This window comes from Bifidobacterium sp. ESL0745 (assembly GCF_029433335.1).
Taxonomy (GTDB): Bacteria; Actinomycetota; Actinomycetes; order Actinomycetales; family Bifidobacteriaceae; genus Bifidobacterium.
Genome location: NZ_JAQTHX010000001.1, coordinates 1,576,080 through 1,591,728 on the forward strand (window position 1 = coordinate 1,576,080; position 15,649 = coordinate 1,591,728).

Sequence of the window (15,649 nt, forward strand, 5' to 3'; positions counted from 1 at the left end):
AGACCAGCGCCCCTATAGCTCAGCTGGTTAGAGCAGCTGACTCTTAATCAGCGTGTCCGGGGTTCGAATCCCCGTGGGGGCACCGATGAAATCCGCAGAATCGCAAGGTTCTGCGGATTTTTTGTTTGTGAAAGGCGTTCCAGCAGACCCGGCATGTATCCCAAATGTATCCCTGCGTGCAAAAAGCGTCGTCGGCCCGACTGGCACATCGGCGGCGAATTGTGAAGGTTTTTGTTTTTCTTTGTTCCGGCTTGATTAATTATCTAGCTGTGCTAGAATAATAAGTGTCAGCAAGGAAAGGAGGTGGACATGAAACCCACGGATTGGATACAGGCCATAGGTTCGTTGATAACAGCGGCCTGCGCGGTGATGGTGCTCCTGCACGACATCACGCACCAGAAATAAAAAGGCGGGTTCCGGATAGACCTAGAATCCGGAACCCGGCCCACACCAATCCTACAACGGGTACCATGGGAAACATGAACCAAAGAAAGACAAAAGGATGGCTGGCGCTCGCCAGCGGCGTCGTCGGCCTCGGCCTCACGTTCGGCAGCGTGCCGTGGGCCGGCGGCCTGTTCGGTCTGGCGGCCGGCGTGCTTGCGCTCGACCTCGCGCTCACAAAGAAGCAGTGATGGCGGAACGCTACCTCAGCCTCACGGAAGTGGCCGACCGGCTGAGTGTGGCCACGGCAACCGTGGCCAAGCTCAACCTGCCCGAACCTGACGCGTGGATAGGCCGCACGCGCGGCTGGAGAGCCGACACCATAGACGAATGGAACGCCAACCGCCCCGGACATGGCGGACGGCCAAGGAAACGGGATTAGATACGGTTTTGCCCCGCACGGTTGCACGTCGTGCGGGGCAAAATTTTTTATTATCGGATCACTTGCCGAGCGGATACTCCCAGCCGAGCGATCCTCCCTGGGTGTAGACAAGCGTGCCGTCGGTCGATGGCAGATCGAAGACCACCTTTCCGTGGGCTTTGATGCCCTTGTTGATGGTAGAGGGGAGTTTCTCGGTGTCGGCCATGCAGGATTCCGCCGCCGTGCTGCCGGGCATTCCGTTCCATTGCGTTCCGTCTTTCTGGATGTATTTCCACATATAGGGTTCCCCGACGCTGAGCGACCCCAGCTTGTTGGGGTCGAAATCGGCTGTCGTTACGGCGTTGATGTCAAGCTCGACAAAATGGCCGGCCTGCGGGTTCTCCTTGTTCGGCCCGTCGCACTGCGGGCCGATGACGATGTTCGTGACCGTCCAATCCGCCACGTCCTTCCCGTCTTTCCCGGAAATGCCGGCCTCCTCGCCTATGTGCTTGACGATGTTGCCCCTGCTGCTTTTCTTGGGTTCCTGAGCCTGTTTCCCTACGGTGGGCTGCTTGTGCGGCGCGTCACCGGAGGGCTGGCTCCCGCAGGCTCCCAGGGACAGGAGCATGGCGCTCGCCAACAGCAATGCGGTTATTCTTCTCTTTTTCATTTCGACTCCTTAAACGACAATGTTTAGTCAATTGTATAAGACTTGGCGAATATGATTTGTTTCACATCGGAAACGCGGTATAATTATTGTTATTCGAACAAACGTTCGATTGAACGCAAAGAAGCAGGGGCCTGCCCCTCCGACCAAGAACGAGCAGACCCCGAACAAACGCACCTGAAAGGAGGTGCTAGATGTCATCGTAGCATCTTTAGTTCAAGCGGCTATTGCGCGGAACATAATTTGTGGCAGTGTCGATAAAGGTAACGCCTTCGGCGAATCCGAAAAGCCCAGCCAAGGACTCGATGTCATCAAGACGCCAAGATGTTTGCCCGTCAAGGTGCTTTGAGATGTACGCCTGTGTTTTCCCGCACGCCTTTGCCATATCGGCTTGCGTCACGCCGATGGCCCTCATGCGTGTCCGCATGTAGTCGTTGAGTTTTGCGTCAGTACTAAAAGAATTAATTTTCATACAAACAATTTTATAACTATAAGAATAAATAGCAAGGCCGAAACGAATAAAACTTCGGCGTGTTGCGATTGAATTATAACTCTAGTTATATTAATCTTAGGAATCAAGCTAAGAATTTGGCTGAAAAACCAAATGATTTATAACTATAGTTATAAAGGAGAGGGTATGACGAGTCTTACAAAATCAATCAATCAGGCAATTCGCGTGAATCTAACGCGCAGAGGTATGAGCCAACAGCAGCTCTCCGCTCAAACAGGTATCGGCTTCGACTATATCAGCAAGCACATCAACGGACATCGCGTATGGAGCATTGAGGATATAGACAAAATCGCAAAGACTTTCGAAATGGAAGGGGCAGCAGAGTTGCTGGCTTCCGCAAAGGACGAGCAGCGTCTTGCTGCTTAGGCGCTCGCAAAAAGGAGTGAGAATGTCCGATAAAGCCGATTCAATGGCGCTCGCCGTGGGTGAAGCTCTTCTTGATTTCGTTGTTTCGTCTGTTGCCGAGCTCGGTGGTGTAGACGATATGGATGATGGCTTGAGTGCTCCCGGTACCAAGGAAGAGGACACCGAGGTTGCTGGAATCGATTCTGTCGATGGAGGCCTGGCTTTTTCTAATCTGCTCCGCGAGGAGCTTGCAGCCGAGTTCAGCCTCACCAAAGGCGGGTACTTCATCGAACCTGCCCTCGGCAACGGTCTCGTCCTTCTGGCGGATGAACACGGCAACGTCTCGTGCCGAATGGCCGCAATCGTTCACGATGTAGACGGCCGACCTTTCGCCGTCAAACTCGACGCGCCAGTTATAGACCGTCTGGTCGTCGGTGACGGAAAGCGCCCTTTGGCTGATCGCGTTCGCGTCTGTACTTATCTTGTTCGCCTTGGATGCAAGATCGTTGGCCTTACCGGCAAGCGTCTTCGAGTCTCCGGCGATCCTGTTGGCTTCCTTTGCCGTGGCGTTGGCCTGCTCCGCGAGCTTGTTGGACGAATGCGTCTGGAACAGGGCGACAATGCCGGCGATGCTGCCAAGCCCTCCGATGATGCCGCCGACGCTGCCGGCGATGCTTAGCCATTCGAATGATCCCATACACGAGATTCTAACCGGTAAATAAAAACGCCGCAGCTGGAACCTGCGGCGCAGACAAATAGAAAGGATAAACCTAATGTCTGCTACAAGTATACAGCCCTTCGACTTCGAAGGGCAAACCATCAGGACGAGGACGACCTCGTTGGGAGAGACGTGGTTCGTACTCGCCGACATCTGCAAAGCCCTTGGCATGAAGAGTTCCAACATGGTCGCCGACCGCCTTGAACCGAACGAAAAGGGTCACACTATTATTGACACCCTTGGTGGCAAGCAGAATATGGCCATCGTTAACGAGTCCGGTGTCTACGCGATTATCATGCGCAGCCGAAAGCCCGAAGCGAAACGATTCCGCATATGGGTTACCGGCGAAGTACTCCCCACTATCCGCAAGACCGGCGGTTATGGCAAGCAGGTCGATGTGGACAAGCTGCTCTCTGAGCCCGAGAATCTCATGAAACTCATCGGCAACTACGCCGACGCTAAGCAAGGCCGTGAGGTCGCCGAGGCGAAAGTAAAGGAACTCGAACCGAAAGCGGCGCTCGCGGACGACCTGGTAACGAAGGGACAGACGTACAGCGTTGGCGACGCGGCGAAACTGCTGGCAGGTGCGGGATTCCAGCTCGGGCAGACGAGGCTTTTCCAATTGCTGCGTGAGTGGAAGTGGGTTTTCAGGACCGCGAACGGCGATCTCAAGCCCGCGCAGAAGCATATCGACGAAGGTCATCTGACCACCAAGGCGTATGCGAGCCGCGGCAGCCACAGGGACGGCAGCGTGTTCGCATTCGCTCCCAAGATCCTCATCACCGGCAAGGGCCTTGCCCTGATCTACCGGAAACTTTCAGATCAGAAATTCGAAGCATTGGCAAGCACGAAGGAGCTGGCGGCATGAGCAGCGAGAAGAACGTTTACATCACCAAAAGACAGGCACAAATCCTCACCCGGTATTCCTCGGAGATGACGAACAGGCCAGCACTCTGCCGAATCCAATACGATGGCAAACGCTTCGCATACTGGTCTAACCATTTCATCGGCGTGCGCTACGACCTCGAAGGGCTTGACATTCCTGACGGCAGCTGGATCGATCTGCTCATGCCAGACAGCATCGGCGCACCCAACGAAAAATTCGATTTCGAAGGCAATCTCGCGGCATGGACTCGGGTCTGCACCGCACGCTCCAGCTGGGATCTCATGGACCCGGAACGATGGCGGAAACCAGACGAGACCAGCAGCAGGTTCCCCGAAATGGCCCACCTGTTCAAACTTCCAGACAACCCACCCGTCATCGACAACATTGCTTTCAACCCCAGATTCCTCAACGACACAGCCGAACTCGTCCGCGCATACAAGACCGAGCCGCTCATCATGCGCCCCAGCACGGCAAAACCTTCCACCGGACCATGGTGGTGCTGCGGACAGAATGAACACCAAGTTGACGGCCTCATCGTGCCCATACGATTCGCTGGCGATAAACCGTACGTCGAACCGCCAACAAAAGACAAACCAGACACCAGCGAAAACAAGGACGCCCAATGACACGGAAAACAAAACTTGCGCTCGCGACCGGTGTCGTCGTGGTCGTCGAAGTCGTGGCGTGGGGGTGGATGCTTACGCACCAAGCGTGCGGGTATCCGCTGGCTAACCTGTTGGCTTTTCTGACGGCTGTGATGTTGGCACCTTTGACATGGCTGACCGTCTACGAAGGAGGCGGAGAGTCTTGAAAGTGGTTGTGAATACGCCGTTCGAGTTTCTTCCAGAGGACGAGGCGATGAGACGTACGCCTTATCGGACGAAGAAGTTGTTCCGCGAGCATTACGGGGACTTGTTTCGGGTGGAGAAGCCGGGGCAGAAAGGTGGGTATCTCGCCAGTGATTTGCAGGCTCGTACCGAGACTTTCCCGACTGAGGAGCGTGTCTGATGGGTGTGAGTTTTCGTGATGCCATACCGTGCGTGTGGCCGTTGACTGCCGACGGGCTGATCAAGGCGGAAAGGTCGATTGTCGACGAAGTGCATTCGACGATCAGTGAACTCAATAGTCGTGAGGATTACCCGTATGTGTTTCTGCAACCGGCCGACAAGGACATCCGCATCGACCGTATCGGCAGGAAGGTGACGGCGATGTGCCGGTGGATACCGCGAAGGGAGCTGAGATGGAGCTGATCACTTCGGACGAGGTCAGGAATGCCGAACTCCACACCTCCAAGCGCTTCAGGAGCGAGCTCTACTGGCCGGAAGACGTGGACGAGCTGCTCGACAGGGTCGTGTTCACCTTGGAGGCGTTTGAAAGCGGTGTGGTACAAGAAGCCGCGAGAAGGTATCTGGAACTGCACAAGGAAGGGAAGGAGTGACATGTCGGCAGGAGATACGGTTATCACGATCGTCGGCAACCTGACCGCCGACCCGGAGCTGCGCACGATCGGCAGCGGGGCATCGGTGGCGAGTTTCACGATTGCTTCGACGCCGCGTACGTTCAATCGTCAGACGAACCAGTGGGAGGACGGCAACGCCCTCTTTATGCGTTGTTCGGCGTGGCGGGATATGGCGGATCATTGTGCGTCGTCGCTTTCCAAGGGCATGCGCGTGATTGCGCAGGGCCGTTTGCAGCAGCGTTCGTACACCGCCAATGACGGGAGCAACCGCACGGTGGTGGAGATGACGGTCGACGAGATCGGACCGTCCCTTCGCTATGCCACCACACAGGTCACCAAAGCAAACCACAACAACGGCGGCAACTGGCCGGGGCAAGGCAATGGGGACGCCTACCAGGACGGCTCCGGCCAGCCTGCCCCGTGGAACAACGCACAGCAGAACAGCCAGGCCAATTACATGCCGCATGATCCCACGGCCCCGGTGGGCAGCGAGCCCGACCCGTGGGGAGCGGTGGCGCAGCAGGACGAGTTCGGGGGTGATTCCGGTGAACCTGAATTCTAGGGCTTTGAGATATGTCAGCCTGTTTTCTGGTATCGAGGCGGCGTCGGCGGCTTGGAGACCGTTGGGTTTCGAACCGGTGGTGTTCAGCGAGATTGACCCGTTCTGCAAGGCGGTGCTGGCCGAGCGGTATCCGGATGTGCCGGATTTGGGTGATGTCACGAAGGTGAATTGGAGCAAACATGGATGTGGAGCAGTTGACGTTGTGGTCGGGGGAAGCCCCTGCCAGTCCTTCAGCCTTGCCGGCAGACGGGAGGGGCTCAAAGGGGCCAGTGGGCTCATGTTCGAGTATGTTCGCGCGGTACGTTGCCTCCGTCCGGAATGGTTTGTCTGGGAGAACGTCCCGGGAGCGCTCACAAGCGAGGGAGGGGGGGCTTACCGACAGCTTCTCGCCGAGATGGATGGCCTCGGGTATGGTCTGGCATGGCGCGTACTGGACGCGCAGTATTTCGGAGTGGCCCAGCGACGCCGCCGTGTGTTCCTTGTCGGAAGTCTTGGAACCATGCGTGGCGCGGAAGTACTTTTTGAGCCCGAAAGCCTGCAGTGGGATATTGAAACGGGCGGCAAGAAGAGGCAAGCCCTTGCCCGACGCGCTCAGAAGGGCGCTCGAAGCGCAGGCTTCTACAGCGTCGTGGCGAAAGCCGAAGGCATAGGCTACGAGGCAGAGCAGTCGCCTACCGTCAAGACTGACCATGCTCCTGCCGTCTACTGTTCTGCGGATACGGGCTACAACGCCGAGGTGTGCGAGGACATGGCACCCACCCTGACCGCGCATATGGCCAAGGACGCACATTACTTGTCCACGCCGAACGTATCCAACGTGCTCCCGGCCTTGGACTCCTCCGATCCGAACAGATGTTTCCGCAACAGCCGATCCATCCGGAGCGGAGGCCTGCTCATAGGCGGGCGTGCATCGACGCTGCGCGTACGCGGCGGGAAGAGAGGCGGCGGCAAGGGCGCACTGGTAGGCGACGAGGTGAGCGGCGCGCTGTTGTCCAACGGCGAAAGGCAAAGCCTGTTCCCCGGTGACGGCAGCGTGCGCCGTCTGACGCCGGTGGAATGCGAGCGCCTGCAGGGTTTTCCGGATGGTTGGACGTATGTGCCCTATAACGGCAAACCGCATCCCGATGACGGGCCGCGTTACAGGGCGTTGGGCAATTCGATGGCGGTGCCGGTCATGGCGTGGATTGGCAGGAACATCCTGCGGGTCGAGAAGGAGATGGTGACTGATGCCTGACTGGCTTGTAGCGGCTTTGATTCTGGGCGTGACGGTGCTGATCGGCTATGAGGGAGGCAAACGATGGTGAAGCGTGACGGGTTCGCGAAACTGAGCAACGGGTTCTGGCGGAGCACGAAGGTACGCAAGCTGCGCCGCGAGCGGCCGACGGCGTTGGGGTTGTATGCGCTGGCGATCTCGTTTTGCAGTGATCGTCTGAATGATGGTCATATCACTGATGACGAGCTGTACTATCAGCTCGGCGCGGATGATGACGATATTGACGCGCTGCTTGATGTGAGGATGCTCGAGGATGACGGCGAGTCCGGGTACTACATTCATGATTATCTTGACCATCAGACCAGTCGGGAGAAGGCCTTGGAGAAGGCCGAGAAGCATCGTAGAGCGCAGGCGAGATACATCGCTGGGCAGAATGACGAATCACTGATTAATCAGTGTCCGGTCAATGACGTGTCAACCCTTAACACTCAGAACACTAAGAACCCAAGAACCTCACTCTTATCTAACGATAAGAGTGAGAGACACCCGCTCCCAGATGAAAATGAAATCCGAGAGTGGAAGCCCAAACCCGATCACCGGCAGCAGGCCATGGAGCTCGTCGATAAGGGCTACCCCCTCATCGATGTGGACAACCTCGCCAAGGAATTCAGAAACTCACTGCTATCCAAAGGCATCGAACACTACGGGTACCGCAACCTCGACGCCGCATTCGACACATGGATCCTCAAACGCTCCGAATCCAAACGCGACCAACACCAAAACCAAATATTCCAGGACACGGCGTTCGAGGGCAGGACGTGGCAGGAGCCCGAGAAGGAACCGGAGCACAAGACCACGTACGGCATCGGCTCCAAGCGGGTCCTCAATCTGCTCGGACTCGATGTAGCAGACCCTTCCGATTGGCGGCTGCTGGCTCTCCGTGACCTGTTCAATGAGGGCAAGTCGGACGAGGCTGCGATGGAGGAACTCAGACAGATGGAAGAAGCACGGAAGAAAACGGAGGTTACCGCATGAGTGCTGGTGAAAAGATTGCAGCCGCTCCAGCCAATGGCGTGGCCGACGATGTGATTATCAATGACGATTTTCGGAATTGGGAAGCGCATAAGGTCGGTGTTTTCGACCTGTTGCTGAGCGATATACCTTATGGGTTGGGCGCTCGCGCTTATGCCTCGAACCCGATGTGGTACAAGGACCGTCGTGTCGGCGGCGAATGCAGCGATCTGGCAGCCAAGCCATTCTTCGAATCGGATTCCGGTTTCGACCTTGACTCGTATGCGGAGGCCTGCGCCGGCTTGCTCAAACCGTCGACCGGCAAGCGGGGTTCGGACGGGTGCGTGATCACGTTCTGCTCCTTCGAACAGCAGGCGTCATTGATCGGGTGCATGCGCGGTCATGGCTTCAAGGGGTATATCCCGTTGACGTTCGTCAAGAGGGCGAGCTCCCAGGCGTTGAAAGCCAACATGCGGTACTGCGGTGCCACCGAGCATGCGATTCTGAGCTACCGCGACCACCTGCCGAGGTTCACCAATCACGGTTCAATGATTCTTGACTGGTTCTCTTGGCCCCGCACCCGTGAACGGCACCAGCACCCGACGCAGAAGCCCATGGAGTTGATGGAACGCCTCATCGGCATTCACACCTTGCCGGGCATGAGGGTGTGTGATTTGACGTGTGGCGCGGGCACTACATGCGTGGCTGCGAAGAAACTGGGCAGACACTACGTGGGTTTCGAGATAGACCAGCATTATGCTCAAGTCGCCCGCACGCGGTGCAGCCATCAGCCCGTCGAACCGGACCTATTGGAGTTAGACGCTGCAGAACGCACTTCTGAAGTTCAGGGAATTCTGGCAAAAAATCAGAAAGCGATAAAGGAGGCCGACGATGACGCGGAGTGAGCCGAGCCGGAAGGTGTGCGACACGGTGGACATGCGTGACGGACGCTGCTGCCTGCGCTGCGGCAGGGCCATCACGGAATACTGGCCGGGAGCCTCGCGGCATCACCGCAGGCCACGCCGTCCCTCGTTCGGGCGCGTGCACCAGCCCGAGAACCTGATGCTTGTGGACGGTTCGGGTGATACAGGATGCCACGGGTACATCCACGCCCATCCGGCGGAGTCCTACCGCAAGGGATGGATCGTGCACCGCACGGTTAACGACCCGTCCACGGTGCCGGTGCTGACCGCCCAGTGGGGCTGGGTATGGCTCCTGCCGGACGGCATGATGCGCAGGCTGACCGACGACGAAGTTGAGAGGCGTCTGCTGGAGACCGGTCTGTGTTGGTCGAAGGAGGAACTTGAGACGAAGGTCGGTCTTGATGCGACGGTCACCGACAGTGACGGTGATGAGCATCAAGGCGTGCTCACAGCAGTCACTACGGATTCCGATGGGGTCGTGGCGGTGACTTTGGGTCTGAGTTATGACTGCAGGCTTGAGGATTTCGCAAGGATAGATTTCGAAAACCAAAGAAAGGAAAAACAATGAGTGTGTTGAACTATACGACTTCGATAAGTGCAGAAAAAACGAAATCGGAGATCGTGAACCTGCTGACCGATCATGGGGCAAGCCGCATAACCGTCATCAACGACCCCGACGGGCTCGAGTTCGAGTACCGGGGATTGTGGTACCGCGTGCCGGCGGACTCGCGAGGGGTGCTGCGACTGCTGGAGAAGGAGAGGAACTCCAAAGCTCCGGCTACTCCTAAGCACGCCCGTATGGTCGCATGGCGCACGCTCAGGCAGTGGATTCAGGCGCAGCTTGCGATTATCGAGGCTGGTATGGCGGATTTGGATCAGGTCATGCTGCCGTATCTGCTCGACGATAATCGGAGACTTACCACCTACGACGCTTGGAAGGAAAACCGGAAACAGATTGGCCAAGGAGAGAAAACACGATGATCATCAGAATGGGAAACCACAGAAGCCATGAGCGCAGGATCCATGGCATAGGCGTCACGGCAGAAGCTGGCGAAGTCAGGGTGCGTGTGGACGGCTATCTGTTCCGGCATACTCCGGAGGATGCCGAGGTGGTCGCCGCCCAGATGGAGGATATCGCCCGTGAGCTTCGAAAGGCCGGTCGTATGGCCCGACACCAGCAGGCGGAATGGCTGCGTGACATGGCCGCCGTCATTGATGAGGGAGGCAACAGACGATGAGAACCACAAGGATTATCACGGCGAAGATAGAGCCTCAGATTTACCGGCTGATACTGGACGGCACGAAAACCAGCGAGGTGCGTGACGAGCCGTTCAACTTGCCTCTGGCTACGCGTTCGACCATGACGCCGATGACGATGAGACACTTCCGGCCAAGGCCGAGGCTTGGGCTGAGGGGGTGCGCATGATGTTCGACAAGTACGTGCAGAAAGCTCCGGGAGCCCCTTGCTACTTCTCCGATATTGCAGCCAAGAACCCCTACCGCAAGGAGGCTCGGAAATGAGCGTGGCCAAGAAGTCCTGGTTGTGCGCTTGCGGTGACGAGTGGGATGAGGGCATGGTCATCCAGGCTCCCACCCGTGGTGCGGCTAAGGCGCGGTATGTGGATGAGGGTGGTTCGGACGAGTTCACGGCGGTGCGTACCCGGCGTCTGAAGTGGATGGACGGGTTTGATCCTGATTCCTATGATGCTCAGATGGCGGCGATGCGCCACGGGTGGACCGGTTACACCGTCAGACGCGATCCCGCGACCGGAGTCATCGATGAGCGTGAATGGTATCCGGACGAGATGAGCGAGGCCGATTTCAGGGAGTTCGCCGAGCTGACGGGAGCCGAATACCCCGACCGGTACATGCCGGAGGAGACACGAAAGCAACTCGAAGCAGGGAAGGAAACGAAATGAGTACTGAAGACAAGGATTACGATCTGCATCATTTAAAGGCGCAGAGCCTGACGGCGGTCATGTCGGTAACGCTGGAGCATGTGTTTGCGAGCATGGACACGCTGCGCGATCAGATGCTTTCCAGCGACGCCGAGCATCTGGAACTGTGGAAGGACGCGGTCTCGAAGCTGCTGGCCGCGATCGGTTCGGTCGAACAGATCCGCCGGGCGTTGGACGGCAGGGATTTCATCCCCCGTCCGGACGGTTCGTTCGTCACACAGGATCTGGAGCCTTGCGACCTGTGCGGGCGGAATTTCTCGTCGGGCTTGCTGCGACCGGTGGTGCTGGTGCACGGCGACCAGGCGAAACGTGCGTCGAGCGTATGCCTGCAGTGCCTGGGACGGCTCGGCTTCCGTGATACCAGCACCGTGGAGACTTCGGCATGGCTGGACTGGGCAGATCACCTCGAGGCAAGAGCCTGTGAGCGCAGGGAACGCGAGGAGAAACTGCTCGAAGACGGCAAGGAGACTGTGAAATGAGCAAGCAAACAGCGAAGCAGATCACGATCGAGGATTTCCGTGTGGGTGACATCGTGGAGTTCGACCATCACGGCTACCACCACAAGGGCATCGTCAGCAAAGTGGATGCCGAAGACTCGGAGTTCGAGATGATCTGCGACCGGTGCAAGTCCGACCAGGCCGCGAGATGGTGGCTGCCGAAGGTCGGAGGCACACCACTGGAGAACCTGACCGTCACGCGTGGCAGGGACGCGCTCAACGCGCTTGTCAATGCAACGTATGCGAAAACCCTGCTGATGGCGGCGGCCACTTCCTTCGACGCGTTCGCCATGCAGGCGGACCTCGCCATGGTCAGAATCTACGGCACCGATGCCTACGAGACCGCGCTCAGGCTCCACATGAAACTCTCGGAGACGAGGGCGGCGCTCGCGGACCTGAAGAGGGAGCTGCAATGAGTGACGTTGGGGTCGTGGCGCACGAGATGCATTGTGACTGGCCGGATTGCAATGCCGTACTGTCGTTGTTCAGTATGAGTCTGTTCCCGTCCTATTGGGATGCGCTGCAGGCCAGCGCCGAGCACCTCGAATCCAAGTACGTCAGATATCCCAGCTGGGAGCATCTCAAGGACGGTCGTGACCTGTGCCCCGCGCACGCGGCGCAGTACGAAGCTGAAGTACGGGAGAAGCACAATGTATTGCAGAGACTGCTTGGAAGGAATGAATCTTGAAAACTCTTATCACGATACGCACCACGAGGCCGGGAGGCTTCGGGGAAAGTCACGGCGAAGAGAAGCACGTCATCGACGGCCCACTGACTGTGACCCGGTTGACAGGCTACCTCAACCTGCTGGAGCAGGAAGCGAAGCTCGACTCGATAACAATCACGGAGGAACCATGACAATGGACAACAACGGGACAATGATCATGCAGGTACTGATCATCGCCATGCTCACTTTCGGCATGGGCATCGCAATAATGTACGCCATCCAATCCGCACTGTCCCGCCACCGAGATGAAGACTCCCAGACAATCCGGCGTGCGTGGGGCGACGGCACACTACCCAAGCTGGAAAACGACGAAGACCACGATGCCAACCGAGATCTGCCGGAGGACGGGAAGGAGGAGCCATGAGCTTCTGGATTGGATACGTTTCGGCGCTCGCGACCATACTCGCCATCGACCTCACCGGATTCACATGGCTCATCATTCGCGAGCGCCACTACGACCATAAACGCAATCATCATTCGAAAGGGGACAAATGACCGATAACAAGCTCTGCCCGATCTGCGAGAACATGCCACACGATGGAACATTGTGCAAGACGCACCGCAAGGTTCTCGCAGACAACCTGCATAACCTCAGGATCGACTATTACCAGATCCAGCAATACGCCTATCGGAAGGCCAAACCGAATAACGGGGGAGGCGCTCGCAGCCCGTATCCACAGGCGGCGTATGCGCTTTCGTGGGGTGATCTGATGGATGAGGTCGGTGGCGTGCTGCGTCCGATCGGTGCGGATGTGGGGGTGTGGGAGCCGAGGACGCCGCAACTGATCCGCAAGCTCATCAACCGTGTGGGGCGTATCGCGGCGTGCCCCGAGTGCGGTGGCGCCTATCGTGCGGTTGCGCATATTTCCTCGAAGGTGCGTGGCATGATCACTCCGGTCGATGACGAGATCATCTACGGCAGGTGCCTCAACCCGGACTGTGGGAGTGAGGTTGCGGGAGCGAGGGATGTCAGTGAGGTCGAATGCCGTGCCTGCGGGTCGGTCTGGTCTACCGATGAGCTGAGGCGTACGCGTCGCGAGAAGCTGCACGAAAAACCTTTGGAGGCCACACCGGCGGAGGCTGCAAAGTGGATACACAAGAACACCGGGCTGTACGTGACGCGCAAGGTGGTCAACATGTGGATACAGCGCGACAGTCTGACGCATGAAAGCCTCGGGAATGGCAGGCACCGGTTCGACATGGGGGAGCTGCTCGCTTTGGCTGAATCGATGCGACACGCCGGAGCTGATTGACATTCCGCTTTGTTTCCGTACTTTGGATATTGTTAGTTTTATTGGGTCGGAGGCATGAGCTTTCGGCCCTTTTGCGTTCCTAGTCTTGCTGATGCTTCCTTGCACATTCAGCACATACTGGTACTTGGTTTGGTTTCAATGCCGGATTCGGTTGTAAGGGCTTTCCACAGAAGAAACACTTATCCTGCCTTTCGGACGCCCATTTGTTAACTGCTTGCTTTGCAACCTTCTCTAATGCGTCATCGTTGAATTCAATCTTTATATTGCTCATTTCACCTCCTCTCCGTCGATAGCGGTCAGGAGTAATTCTATTCTTGCCGAAGGATTGCCGCCACGGATCATATAACGGTTCCGATGCAAGCAAACCTTCGGCATCATGGTTGGTTGGCGGAGAGGCCTAACGCAGCGGCTTGCTAAGTCGTCGCACCCCATGGTGCCGCAGGTTCGAATCCTGCACCAACCGCTGGCCGGACAGACTTATCCTTTCCATGTCCGGCTTTATCTTTGCCCTGCCTCGCGCACGCTATTGCCAATAAAAACTCCTTATACACTCGCGAGCGCAGGGCATTCACTTATTAAACAATCAATACTCTGGAGGCATCATCATGCTGCAGATCGAATACACCGGCTCCCTGATCTCGGGCGGCACCAAGACCGATACCGTGGAGGGCGACTCCTGGCAGGCGGATACCGATACCCTCACCGTTTACCGTGACGGCCAGCCCTCGGCATCCTACAACCACTGGTGCAGCGTCAAACAAGTATCTACGGACTCCGCGGCGTCCGTCCCCGCTGCCACCAAACCCGATACCCAGCCCGCCCAGTCGGAGGCTCTGGCGGCCTGATGCCCATGCGTCGGTGTGCGTGGGCCAACTGCCCGCAGCTTGTTCCGGTCGGCCAACGCTATTGCATGGTCCACAGGCGAGCCCACGAGCAGGCACGCGGCAGCGCCTCGCGTCGCGGCTATGGCAAAGCTCATCAAGCCGAGCGCGAGAAGTGGAAGCGGCTGATGTCGCAAGGCGTTCGACCGATCTGCAAACGCTGCGGTCTTCCGGTCTTTCCTTGGCAGGCTTGGGATCTTGGACACAACGACGCGCGAACAGGTTGGTCAGGTCCCGAACATGCGCATTGCAACCGAAGCGCAGGACAAGCGAACAGCGTGCGAATGCGCGAACGCTGGCGCTGAACCGACGCGAACCGCACAACAGGACACCTTTTAAACGTTTTAAAAGAAGAAACGAACATCGATTTTGTTCACTTCCTTCTTTCCTCAGCCCGTCGGCACCCCCAGGGGGTACCCCGACGGGGCTGCTCCAGACCGCCGGTGAGGTGACTCGCAAGTGCGGAGGGTTCAAAGTTTTTGGAAGCAGAATTTTAAAATCGAATTCGCATGTTTACTTAGTTCTGAATCTGTCAAGAAGTTTCTGCTTACTTATGTTTAGTTTTTTATTTGTCTGCCCAAGTTGATCGTATTGTGCTTCTTGTGTATATACTTCATCAATTAAAAGATCGAGGAAGTTCAATGTATTGATTGCGTCTGTTTCAGTGATTTCCTCAAAAATGTTATGAGTGGATCCGTTACCAATATCTTTGATTATTGAAGCTTTGTCTTCAAGACGTTTTGAGATAATGCCTGCTTTGCCGAGATCCTTAATTTTTTCTTTAAGATCTTTTTCGTATCCGTTTTCCTTTACGGGATTGATTTTACTATTTGCGATTCCCTCGAGTACGGTACGAGCCATAACTACAGCAGCACGATAGGCGTTGATTGAATAGCATTTATGCGCTTCCGACGCGGCTTTTGCAATTTCGGCTGGAACATCCGTATATTCATGTTCCTCAGAAGATAAAGGAATCCAGTCCTCCGTTGGAATCATAGAGTAACCGCCACTATTTTCCGATCTCTTTATGATGTTTTTCCGTAAATTAGGGAAACCACAGGAATCACACTCATAAATCGTAAAAAGAATATCTCCATTTCGGGGTTTTAGAGTGGTTTGTGGAAAAGTGAATTCCCATACATTATCCGTTATCTCCATAGACCCGTATATCGGGTTATGCGTTCTCGGAAGACTCATGTGTGAAAAGGTGTGGCAATGCCAGCAAACTCGTTTTGT

At 56.6% G+C, this 15,649-nt stretch carries 32 protein-coding genes and 2 tRNA genes; 29 read left to right on the plus strand and 5 right to left on the minus strand.

Translation table 11 applies throughout. The annotated features are described in order from the left end of the window. Positions 1-8: 8 nt before the first annotated feature. The 3 genes from PT275_RS06190 (at position 9) to PT275_RS06200 (ending at position 823) form a co-directional block, all read left to right on the plus strand. A tRNA-Lys gene (locus PT275_RS06190) sits at positions 9-82 on the plus strand. Positions 83-470: 388 nt separating this feature from the next. Then, the gene (locus tag PT275_RS06195; protein ID WP_277153318.1) at positions 471-632 is read left to right on the plus strand and encodes a hypothetical protein; all 162 of its coding nucleotides are present in this window, start codon (positions 471-473) and stop codon (positions 630-632) included. Then, positions 632-823 (plus strand): XRE family transcriptional regulator, encoded by a 192-nt coding sequence (locus PT275_RS06200; RefSeq protein ID WP_277153320.1) that lies wholly within the window; start codon positions 632-634, stop codon positions 821-823. Before PT275_RS06195 ends, PT275_RS06200 begins: the two co-directional genes overlap by 1 nt. Positions 824-881: 58 nt before the next feature. On the opposite strand, the gene PT275_RS06205 is transcribed toward PT275_RS06200, so the two are convergent. After that, positions 882-1,472, minus strand: a complete 591-nt coding sequence (locus PT275_RS06205) for a hypothetical protein (protein WP_277153322.1) — start codon at positions 1,470-1,472, stop codon at positions 882-884. A 208-nt stretch (positions 1,473-1,680) separates the two neighbouring features. After that, positions 1,681-1,941 (minus strand): helix-turn-helix transcriptional regulator, encoded by a 261-nt coding sequence (locus PT275_RS06210; protein WP_277153324.1) that lies wholly within the window; start codon positions 1,939-1,941, stop codon positions 1,681-1,683. 165 nt (positions 1,942-2,106) lie between these two features. On the opposite strand from PT275_RS06210, the gene PT275_RS06215 reads away from it, so the two are divergent. Continuing rightward, positions 2,107-2,346 carry a helix-turn-helix transcriptional regulator gene (locus PT275_RS06215; RefSeq protein WP_277153326.1) on the plus strand — a complete coding sequence of 80 codons (240 nt, stop codon included), beginning with the start codon at positions 2,107-2,109 and terminating at the stop codon, positions 2,344-2,346. Between the two features lie 40 nt (positions 2,347-2,386). Here the strand turns inward: PT275_RS06215 and PT275_RS06220 are convergent, their stop codons facing one another. Then, positions 2,387-3,022 (minus strand): hypothetical protein, encoded by a 636-nt coding sequence (locus PT275_RS06220; RefSeq protein ID WP_277153328.1) that lies wholly within the window; start codon positions 3,020-3,022, stop codon positions 2,387-2,389. A 76-nt stretch (positions 3,023-3,098) separates the two neighbouring features. On the opposite strand from PT275_RS06220, the gene PT275_RS06225 reads away from it, so the two are divergent. From PT275_RS06225 to PT275_RS06330, 22 genes are all read left to right on the plus strand, one after another. After that, positions 3,099-3,911 (plus strand): phage antirepressor KilAC domain-containing protein, encoded by an 813-nt coding sequence (locus PT275_RS06225; RefSeq protein WP_277153330.1) that lies wholly within the window; start codon positions 3,099-3,101, stop codon positions 3,909-3,911. Next, positions 3,908-4,555, plus strand: coding sequence for a hypothetical protein (locus PT275_RS06230; protein WP_277153332.1), 648 nt, complete (start codon positions 3,908-3,910; stop codon positions 4,553-4,555). Before PT275_RS06225 ends, PT275_RS06230 begins: the two co-directional genes overlap by 4 nt. Continuing rightward, the gene (locus PT275_RS06235; RefSeq protein ID WP_277153335.1) at positions 4,552-4,740 is read left to right on the plus strand and encodes a hypothetical protein; all 189 of its coding nucleotides are present in this window, start codon (positions 4,552-4,554) and stop codon (positions 4,738-4,740) included. Before PT275_RS06230 ends, PT275_RS06235 begins: the two co-directional genes overlap by 4 nt. After that, positions 4,737-4,937: a hypothetical protein gene (locus tag PT275_RS06240; protein ID WP_277153337.1), complete on the plus strand. Its 201-nt coding sequence runs from the start codon at positions 4,737-4,739 to the stop codon at positions 4,935-4,937. Before PT275_RS06235 ends, PT275_RS06240 begins: the two co-directional genes overlap by 4 nt. Next, positions 4,937-5,179, plus strand: coding sequence for a hypothetical protein (locus PT275_RS06245; protein ID WP_277153339.1), 243 nt, complete (start codon positions 4,937-4,939; stop codon positions 5,177-5,179). The genes PT275_RS06240 and PT275_RS06245 overlap by 1 nt, the downstream gene beginning before the upstream one ends. After that, a complete protein-coding gene (locus PT275_RS06250; protein WP_277153341.1) occupies positions 5,170-5,367 on the plus strand; it encodes a hypothetical protein in 198 nt (65 codons plus the stop codon). The genes PT275_RS06245 and PT275_RS06250 overlap by 10 nt, the downstream gene beginning before the upstream one ends. A gap of 1 nt (position 5,368) precedes the next feature. Further along, on the plus strand, positions 5,369-5,950 hold the full coding sequence (locus PT275_RS06255) for a single-stranded DNA-binding protein (protein ID WP_277153343.1): 582 nt from the start codon (positions 5,369-5,371) through the stop codon (positions 5,948-5,950). Then, on the plus strand, positions 5,934-7,184 hold the full coding sequence (locus tag PT275_RS06260) for a DNA cytosine methyltransferase (protein ID WP_277153345.1): 1,251 nt from the start codon (positions 5,934-5,936) through the stop codon (positions 7,182-7,184). Before PT275_RS06255 ends, PT275_RS06260 begins: the two co-directional genes overlap by 17 nt. A gap of 63 nt (positions 7,185-7,247) precedes the next feature. Further along, on the plus strand, positions 7,248-8,198 hold the full coding sequence (locus PT275_RS06265; RefSeq protein ID WP_277153347.1) for a hypothetical protein: 951 nt from the start codon (positions 7,248-7,250) through the stop codon (positions 8,196-8,198). Beyond that, positions 8,195-9,079, plus strand: coding sequence for a site-specific DNA-methyltransferase (locus tag PT275_RS06270; RefSeq protein WP_277153349.1), 885 nt, complete (start codon positions 8,195-8,197; stop codon positions 9,077-9,079). Before PT275_RS06265 ends, PT275_RS06270 begins: the two co-directional genes overlap by 4 nt. Then, positions 9,066-9,665 carry a hypothetical protein gene (locus PT275_RS06275; RefSeq protein WP_277153351.1) on the plus strand — a complete coding sequence of 200 codons (600 nt, stop codon included), beginning with the start codon at positions 9,066-9,068 and terminating at the stop codon, positions 9,663-9,665. The genes PT275_RS06270 and PT275_RS06275 overlap by 14 nt, the downstream gene beginning before the upstream one ends. Next, complete coding sequence (locus PT275_RS06280) at positions 9,662-10,078, plus strand: hypothetical protein (RefSeq protein ID WP_277153353.1); 417 nt, start codon at positions 9,662-9,664, stop codon at positions 10,076-10,078. Before PT275_RS06275 ends, PT275_RS06280 begins: the two co-directional genes overlap by 4 nt. Then, positions 10,075-10,335 carry a hypothetical protein gene (locus PT275_RS06285; RefSeq protein ID WP_277153356.1) on the plus strand — a complete coding sequence of 87 codons (261 nt, stop codon included), beginning with the start codon at positions 10,075-10,077 and terminating at the stop codon, positions 10,333-10,335. The genes PT275_RS06280 and PT275_RS06285 overlap by 4 nt, the downstream gene beginning before the upstream one ends. Beyond that, positions 10,332-10,523 (plus strand): hypothetical protein, encoded by a 192-nt coding sequence (locus PT275_RS06290; protein ID WP_277153358.1) that lies wholly within the window; start codon positions 10,332-10,334, stop codon positions 10,521-10,523. The genes PT275_RS06285 and PT275_RS06290 overlap by 4 nt, the downstream gene beginning before the upstream one ends. Positions 10,524-10,614: 91 nt before the next feature. Then, complete coding sequence (locus tag PT275_RS06295; RefSeq protein ID WP_277153360.1) at positions 10,615-11,016, plus strand: hypothetical protein; 402 nt, start codon at positions 10,615-10,617, stop codon at positions 11,014-11,016. After that, entirely contained in the window at positions 11,013-11,534 is a 522-nt protein-coding gene (locus PT275_RS06300; protein ID WP_277153362.1) for a hypothetical protein, read from the plus strand. The genes PT275_RS06295 and PT275_RS06300 overlap by 4 nt, the downstream gene beginning before the upstream one ends. Beyond that, complete coding sequence (locus PT275_RS06305; protein WP_277153364.1) at positions 11,531-11,968, plus strand: hypothetical protein; 438 nt, start codon at positions 11,531-11,533, stop codon at positions 11,966-11,968. Before PT275_RS06300 ends, PT275_RS06305 begins: the two co-directional genes overlap by 4 nt. After that, on the plus strand, positions 11,965-12,240 hold the full coding sequence (locus PT275_RS06310) for a hypothetical protein (RefSeq protein WP_277153366.1): 276 nt from the start codon (positions 11,965-11,967) through the stop codon (positions 12,238-12,240). Before PT275_RS06305 ends, PT275_RS06310 begins: the two co-directional genes overlap by 4 nt. Continuing rightward, on the plus strand, positions 12,237-12,410 hold the full coding sequence (locus PT275_RS06315; RefSeq protein WP_277153368.1) for a hypothetical protein: 174 nt from the start codon (positions 12,237-12,239) through the stop codon (positions 12,408-12,410). Before PT275_RS06310 ends, PT275_RS06315 begins: the two co-directional genes overlap by 4 nt. Further along, positions 12,407-12,643 (plus strand): hypothetical protein, encoded by a 237-nt coding sequence (locus tag PT275_RS06320; protein ID WP_277153370.1) that lies wholly within the window; start codon positions 12,407-12,409, stop codon positions 12,641-12,643. The genes PT275_RS06315 and PT275_RS06320 overlap by 4 nt, the downstream gene beginning before the upstream one ends. Next, positions 12,640-12,774 carry a hypothetical protein gene (locus PT275_RS06325; RefSeq protein ID WP_277153372.1) on the plus strand — a complete coding sequence of 45 codons (135 nt, stop codon included), beginning with the start codon at positions 12,640-12,642 and terminating at the stop codon, positions 12,772-12,774. The genes PT275_RS06320 and PT275_RS06325 overlap by 4 nt, the downstream gene beginning before the upstream one ends. Further along, positions 12,771-13,532 carry a hypothetical protein gene (locus tag PT275_RS06330; protein WP_277153374.1) on the plus strand — a complete coding sequence of 254 codons (762 nt, stop codon included), beginning with the start codon at positions 12,771-12,773 and terminating at the stop codon, positions 13,530-13,532. Before PT275_RS06325 ends, PT275_RS06330 begins: the two co-directional genes overlap by 4 nt. A 79-nt stretch (positions 13,533-13,611) precedes the next feature. Here the strand turns inward: PT275_RS06330 and PT275_RS06335 are convergent, their stop codons facing one another. Next, on the minus strand, positions 13,612-13,803 hold the full coding sequence (locus PT275_RS06335; protein ID WP_277153376.1) for a hypothetical protein: 192 nt from the start codon (positions 13,801-13,803) through the stop codon (positions 13,612-13,614). A gap of 107 nt (positions 13,804-13,910) precedes the next feature. Here PT275_RS06335 and PT275_RS06340 point away from each other — a divergent pair. The 3 genes from PT275_RS06340 (at position 13,911) to PT275_RS06350 (ending at position 14,718) form a co-directional block, all read left to right on the plus strand. Further along, positions 13,911-13,995: transfer RNA gene (locus tag PT275_RS06340), tRNA-Ser, on the plus strand. A 142-nt stretch (positions 13,996-14,137) separates the two neighbouring features. Then, entirely contained in the window at positions 14,138-14,377 is a 240-nt protein-coding gene (locus tag PT275_RS06345; protein ID WP_277153378.1) for a hypothetical protein, read from the plus strand. Next, positions 14,377-14,718, plus strand: coding sequence for a hypothetical protein (locus PT275_RS06350; RefSeq protein WP_277153380.1), 342 nt, complete (start codon positions 14,377-14,379; stop codon positions 14,716-14,718). Before PT275_RS06345 ends, PT275_RS06350 begins: the two co-directional genes overlap by 1 nt. Before the next feature lie 208 nt (positions 14,719-14,926). On the opposite strand, the gene PT275_RS06355 is transcribed toward PT275_RS06350, so the two are convergent. After that, on the minus strand, positions 14,927-15,571 hold the full coding sequence (locus tag PT275_RS06355; protein WP_277153382.1) for a DUF4145 domain-containing protein: 645 nt from the start codon (positions 15,569-15,571) through the stop codon (positions 14,927-14,929). Positions 15,572-15,649 lie beyond the last annotated feature (78 nt).